4 protein-coding genes, 1 tRNA gene and 1 pseudogene are annotated in these 6,068 nt (G+C 71.1%); 2 read left to right on the forward strand and 4 right to left on the reverse strand.

What is annotated here, in order from left to right; genetic code table 11:
* From ACFCX4_RS33980 to ACFCX4_RS33990, 3 genes and pseudogenes are all read right to left on the reverse strand, one after another.
* Positions 1 to 351, reverse strand: a pseudogene (locus tag ACFCX4_RS33980) (hypothetical protein); the annotation flags it as partial.
* The gene (locus tag ACFCX4_RS33985) at positions 338 to 1,999 is read right to left on the reverse strand and encodes an extracellular solute-binding protein (protein ID WP_376150943.1); all 1,662 of its coding nucleotides are present in this window, start codon (positions 1,997 to 1,999) and stop codon (positions 338 to 340) included. The gene ACFCX4_RS33985 and the pseudogene ACFCX4_RS33980, both read right to left, overlap by 14 nt.
* Before the next feature lie 38 nt (positions 2,000 to 2,037).
* A complete protein-coding gene (locus tag ACFCX4_RS33990; protein ID WP_376150945.1) occupies positions 2,038 to 3,159 on the reverse strand; it encodes a substrate-binding domain-containing protein in 1,122 nt (373 codons plus the stop codon).
* Positions 3,160 to 3,531: 372 nt separating this feature from the next.
* On the opposite strand from ACFCX4_RS33990, the gene pyk reads away from it, so the two are divergent.
* Complete coding sequence (gene pyk / locus ACFCX4_RS33995) at positions 3,532 to 4,959, forward strand: pyruvate kinase (RefSeq protein WP_376150947.1); 1,428 nt, start codon at positions 3,532 to 3,534, stop codon at positions 4,957 to 4,959.
* A gap of 183 nt (positions 4,960 to 5,142) precedes the next feature.
* Here the strand turns inward: pyk and ACFCX4_RS34000 are convergent.
* Positions 5,143 to 5,216 (reverse strand) — tRNA-Leu (locus tag ACFCX4_RS34000).
* Between the two features lie 101 nt (positions 5,217 to 5,317).
* On the opposite strand from ACFCX4_RS34000, the gene ACFCX4_RS34005 reads away from it, so the two are divergent.
* A complete protein-coding gene (locus ACFCX4_RS34005) occupies positions 5,318 to 6,022 on the forward strand; it encodes an ANTAR domain-containing response regulator (RefSeq protein WP_376150949.1) in 705 nt (234 codons plus the stop codon).
* Positions 6,023 to 6,068 lie beyond the last annotated feature (46 nt).

Here is a 6,068-nt window from a genome sequence, read left to right on the forward strand (position 1 = left end):
CTCCTCGGGGGACGGCGGCGGCGCCGCACCCCCCCCGCTGCGCCCGGGTCCCGCCCGGGTGGTGACCGCCGAGGGGCCGGTGGTGGGCCCCGCCCCCCGCCCGGGACCGCCACCCGGGCCGTGCCCCGGCGGCCTCCCGCCGTCGTCCGGAGGCCGCCACAGGAGCACCGTCGCCGTGTAGAGCCCCACCCCCAGCAGCGGCGGCAGCGCCCAGGGGGCGTCCAGCAGGAAGGTCACCACCCCCACGACCACGCTCGACCCGCCCGCCACCCGATGACGGGGGGACCGCAGGAACGCCCACACCGGGCCGTCCAGGCGGTCGCCCCCGCCGCCACCGTCACTGGTAGCCACGGATCTCCTCGAACGCCCCGTCCAGCGACCCCGTGCCGTCGAACAGCTTGCCGCCGGTCAGCTCCGCGATCCCCTGGAGCTGCGCCTTCGCCGCGTCACCGAACAGGATCGGGAACACCGGCACCGACTTCTGCGCCGGGGCCAGGCCCCCGTGGAAGGTCCGGAACTCCCCGTCCGACGCCCCCTCGTTGCTCTCCCCGTCCGTCATCAGCACGATCGACGTGAACCGGTCGTCGCCCGCCGCCGACTGCTGGCGCCCGATCACCCGGTAGGCCTCCTCCAGCGAGGAATACACCGCCGTCCCGCCGTCCGCCGACAGGGACTGCACGTCCCCGTTGATCGACGTCAGCTCCTGCTGCGCCGCGGATCCGGCCGGCACCGAGTGCGTCCTGGTCGACTTCACCTTCGAGGCGAAGGAGATCAGCGTGACCTCCTCCCGGTCCCGGAACCGCCGGGCCCCGCGGGTGTCGTCCACCCCGGTCAGCCGGCTCAGCGCGGTCTTCAGCGAGGCCAGCCGCTGCCCGGCCATCGAGCCCGAGGTGTCCAGCACGTACACCGTCCGCGAGGGGCGCCGGAGCTCGTTCTGGTAGGAGGTCAGCAGGCCGTCCGCCACCGCCTTGGTGCCGGGGAACGGCAGCTCGCGGACCCGGTCGGTCGGCAGCCCCGCCGCCGCGGTCGCCCCCGGGGTGATCGGACGGCGCAGCGTCAGCTCCGAGATCCGCTTCTGCACGTCCGGCTGCAGCAGGTAGGCGGTGAGCCGTTGGAAGGACTCCCGCTCCGACTGCCGGGAGGAGTTCAGGAGGGTCAGGGGGTAGTTGGCGGAGATCACGCCGTCGGTCGGCCGGACCACGGTCAGCTGCTGGTCGGCGGCGAGCTTCTTGTTGAGCGAGAGCAGCACCGACTCGTAGTTGACCAGGGCCCCGATCGAGCCGCGCTCCGCCCGGGTGTACGCCTCGGCCAGCCAGCCGGACGAGCCCGAGGTCAGCTTCTGGCCGGCGAAGAACTGCTTGAGCTGCGGCGCGGCCTTCTGCACGTCGGCGTCGGTCAGGGCCGAGCCGGCGCCCGAGAGCGCCGAGGCGACCGCCACCAGCGCGGAGAAGCCGGAGTTCGACCGGGAGGGGTCCGCCATGCCGTAGGTCAGCCTGCCGGCCGTCGCCGCCTCCGCGAGGTTGCCCCAGGTGACCTTCGAACCGTCCCCCCAGGACAGGTCGTTGAGCACCGAGGAGCGGATCCCGAAGGCGACCGGGGAGGCCATGACCGGGGTCTCCGAGAGCAGCTTGCCCTTGCTCTGCTCGAACAGGTGGAGGTACTGGTTCGACGGGAACCAGACCGCGTCGTACGCGCCGTCCGCCTTGCCCGCGGCGACGGCGTCGGCGCCGTCCAGCGTTCCCGTCCAGGAGAACTGCACGCTCACCCCGGTGGCCTTCTGGGCCTCCTCCAGCACGGGTGCCAGGTCCTGGAGTTCACTGCCGGCCAGCACCCGCAGCACCCCCGGCTGAGGGGTGGGCGCGGGCGGCGGGCCCACCGTCGAGGTGGCGCTCCCTCCGGAGGACGGGGAGGAGGACCCGGGCGAGGACGTGCACGCCGTCGCCGTCGCCACCAGGAGGGCCAGCCCGACGGCCAGACCCCGGGCACCGCTCTTGCTCATTCTCACCCTTCCGGTGAAGGTGCTTGCCATGGTTCCCGTCACTTCGTGGCCTTGATCAGGCTCATCAGGATCTCCTGCCGGGGCAGGACGACCTTGGCCTGGTCGAGGGCGGGGTCGAAGGCGAAGGGGGTGTTCGGGCGGGTGGTGTTCAGCTTGTTCACGTAGGCCTTGAACGGGGACTCGCCCGAGGACGACTGGGCGGGCCGGAAGCCGTGCTGGAGCGCGAGTTCGCGCAGCCTGTCGTTCTTCAGCAGCACGTCCGCGAACTTCCGTCCGTTGTCGGTGAAGGCGACGATCGAGTGGTCGGAGATGACCGCGGTGTCCGGGTAGAGCACCACCATGTCGTCCGGGGCCGCCCCCTTGGCCACCAGTTCCAGCGCCTGGGACTCGTAGGCGAGCACCAGCGGGCGGCCGTTGTTGGAGGCGAAGTCCGTGAACGGCTGGTCGGTGGACGTCTGCATCGCCCCCTGCCGGGTGAAGGCGGCCTTCAGGCCCGGGCCGATCCGCTGCACGGCGGCCTCGTCCTGGGCCACCTCCTTGTTGTTCAGCAGGTAGGCCGCCATCCCGATGTAGAGCGCGCCCGACGAGGACAGGTCGGGGTCGGTGGTGGTCAGGTAGATGTCCCCCGACAGTTCCCTGGGCCGGTTCTCCGGCTGGATCTGTTCCCACTTCCGGCCCTCCACGACGGTCCTGATGAAGGTGTCCATCGTGAGGGTCCAGACGTTGCCGGCGTTCCTCGCCGCCAGGCCCTGGCTCTTCAGGACCTCCGCGGTCGTCCTGTGGGCGACGACGACCAGGGGCGAATAGAACGGGCGGACGGGCGTGCCGGTGATGCCGTTCGCCTTCTGGATCGCGTCGGCGGGCGGGGAGCTGGCCGGGAAGGCGAAGTCGGCCGAGCCGGCCTTGACGTCGTTCATCTGCCAGGAACCGGCGCTCTGGGCGCTCACCTCCAGGCCCTGGAGCCGCAGTTCCTCCTTCACCTTGGGATCGTCAAAGAATGCTTTCTTCTCGGACCCCACCGTGCCGATGACCTTGGCCACGGTGGGGGTCGGCTCCGGCACCGGGCCCGATCCGTCCGGCCCCACCAGCCAGTACACCAGGCCACTGATCATCGCCAGGACGATCGCGATCCCCACCGCACTGCTCGCACTGCGCTTCATTACCGGACGTTCCCCCCTCATCGGAACCACTTCCGGGACCTCGGCGCGGCAATCGCGCCGGGGGGTAGAGCGTCCCGCCGGGCCAGGAGCGAAGCACGAATTGAAGGTGAATCAGAGGTGAACACCGCTTCACGGAATTGCATCGATGACACGGAAGCGGCCGTTTCCGGACCGGCGCCGGACCGGTGCCGCGCCGGGCGCGCGCCGGGTGCGCGCCCGGCGTCGCGTCAACCCGCCGAGCACGGTCCCGCCCGTTCGGGAAGGCCGTGGGCGACGATGTGTCAGATTGTTCAACTCCCCGTCCGGCAACGGCCATCCCTTTGTCCGGACCCGCATCGTCGTTACGCGCCGGTAATGCCTACTCTCAGCAGTATGCGCCGAGCAAAAATCGTCTGTACCCTCGGGCCCGCCACCGACACGTACGACCAGATCAAGTCCCTGGTCGACGCCGGGATGGACATCGCCCGATTCAATCTGAGCCACGGCTCCCACATCGAGCACGAGGAGCGCTACCGCCGGGTCCGCAAGGCCGCGGACGAGACCGGCCGCAGCGTCGGCGTGCTCGTCGACCTTCAGGGCCCGAAGATCCGCCTCGGAACCTTCGCCGAGGGCCCGGTACTTCTCGAACGCGGCGACGAGTTCACCATCTCCACCGACAACGGCGTCGTGGGGGACCAGAACGGCTGCGGCACCACCTACTCCGGGCTGGCCGGGGACGTCACCCCCGGGGAGCACGTCCTCGTCGACGACGGCCGGGTCACCCTGGAGGTCGTCGCGGTGGACGGGCCCCGGGTCCGCTGCGTCGTCGTCGAGGGCGGTCTGGTCTCCGACCACAAGGGCCTCAACCTCCCCGGTGTCGCCGTCTCGGTGCCCGCGCTCAGCGAGAAGGACGTCGCCGACCTGCGCTGGGCCCTGCGGACCGGGGCCGACCTGGTCGCGCTCTCCTTCGTCCGTACCGGCAAGGACGTCGAGGACGTCCACCGGGTGATGGACGAGGAGGGGCGCCGGGTCCCGGTCATCGCCAAGGTCGAGAAGCCGCAGGCGGTGCAGAACCTCGACTCCATCGTCGACCGCTTCGACGGCGTCATGGTGGCCCGCGGCGACCTGGGCGTGGAGATGCCGCTGGAGCAGGTGCCGATGGTCCAGAAGCGGGCCGTCAAGCTCGCCCGGCGCAACGCCAAGCCGGTCATCGTGGCGACCCAGATGCTCGACTCGATGATCAACTCCTCGCGCCCCACCCGGGCCGAGGCCTCCGACGTCGCCAACGCCGTCCTGGACGGCACCGACGCGGTGATGCTCTCCGGCGAGACCTCGGTCGGCAAGTACCCGTCCGAGACCGTCCGCACCATGGGCCGGATCATCGAGGCCGCCGAGCAGGACATCCTCTCCGCCGGCCTGCCCCCGCTCACCCCGAGCAACAAGCCCCGCACCCAGGGCGGCGCGGTCGCCCGGGCGGCCGCGGAGATCGGCGACTTCCTGCACGCCAAGTACCTGGTCGCCTTCACCCAGTCCGGCGACACCGCCCGCAGGCTGACCCGCTACCGCTCGCCGATCCCCGTCCTGGCGTTCACCTACGAGCCGGCCGTCCGCAGTCAACTGGCCCTCACCTGGGGCGTGGAGACCTTCCTCGGCCCCTTCGCGCCCACCACCGACCAGATGGTCGAGCAGGTCGACGCCGCCCTGCTCTCGCTCGGCCGCTGCCGGAAGGGCGACATCGTCGTCATCACCGCCGGCTCCCCGCCCGGCCTGGCCGGTTCCACCAACCTCGTCCGCGTCCACCACGTGGGGACCCTGGACTGACCCGCCCCGCCGGCGCGGCCTTCCGGCAGGGAGCCGCGCCGGCCTCAGCGCTCGGGCCGCGGGCGCGGTCACCCGGCCGCCGGGCCGGGGAAGGTCTGGGGAGGGGCCGGGGGGATCCGGCCCGGGCGGGTGAACACCCTCGCCCGGAAGGCCGTCTGAGCGGCTTTGAAATCGAAGGAAAAGTACCCCGGGTGGGATTCGAACCCACGCTGGATGGTGTTTGAGACCATTGCCTCTAACCGCTGGGCTACCGGGGCATCCACAGATTCGAAGGTTGACCCCGACCCTGCTTGAACTCAAACATACCGTGTCTGGGTACCCTCGTGCATGCAGTACCCCCGCCGGAACGAGGAGCCCCGTGAGCACCGCCGACGAGCAGGCTGAGCCGCTTGAGACCGATTCGCCCCAGATCACCCGGATTGTGATCGCCGAGGACGAGGCACTGATCCGCCTCGATCTGAAGGAGATGCTGGAGGAGGAGGGGTACACCGTCGTCGGGGAGGCCGGGGACGGCGCTACGGCGGTCCGGCTGGTGGAGGAGCTGAAGCCGGACCTGGCGATCCTGGACGTGAAGATGCCGGTGCTGGACGGGCTGTCCGCCGCCGAGCAGATCCACGAGCAGCACCTGGCGCCGGTGCTGATGCTGACCGCGTTCTCGCAGCGCGAGCTGGTGGACCGGGCCCGGGACGCGGGGGCGATGGCCTACATCGTCAAGCCGTTCTCCAAGAGCGACCTGGTGCCCGCGATCGAGATGGCGGTGTCCCGGTACACGGAGATGCGGACGCTGGAGGAGGAGATCGCGGATCTCACCCAGCGGCTGGAGACCCGGAAGCTGGTGGACCGGGCGAAGAGCGTGCTGCAGACCAAGTTCGGTCTGAACGAGCCGGCCGCGTTCCGGTGGATCCAGAAGACCTCGATGGACCGCCGGATGACGATGGCCGCGGTGGCCGAGGCGGTCATCGAGGAGGGTGCCGCCCAGGACCGCAAGAAGGCCGAGGAGGCCACCGGCCCCGAGGGCGCCGAGGGCGCCGCGGGTGCCGCGGGTGCCGCCGGGCAGGAGTAGCAGGAGCGGCGGTACGGGCGGAGGGCCCGGCGCGGGGGGGGCGGGC

The organism is Kitasatospora sp. NPDC056327, from assembly GCF_042261735.1.
Lineage (GTDB): Bacteria > Actinomycetota > Actinomycetes > Streptomycetales > Streptomycetaceae > Kitasatospora.

Excerpts from the sequence above, each read along its gene's own strand:
- ACFCX4_RS33985 (WP_376150943.1), bottom strand. The coding sequence starts at position 1,999 with ATGAGCAAGAGCGGTGCCCGGGGTCTGGCCGTCGGGCTGGCCCTCCTG.
- ACFCX4_RS33990 (WP_376150945.1), bottom strand. The coding sequence starts at position 3,159 with ATGAAGCGCAGTGCGAGCAGTGCGGTGGGGATCGCGATCGTCCTGGCG.
- pyk (WP_376150947.1), top strand. The coding sequence starts at position 3,532 with ATGCGCCGAGCAAAAATCGTCTGTACCCTCGGGCCCGCCACCGACACG.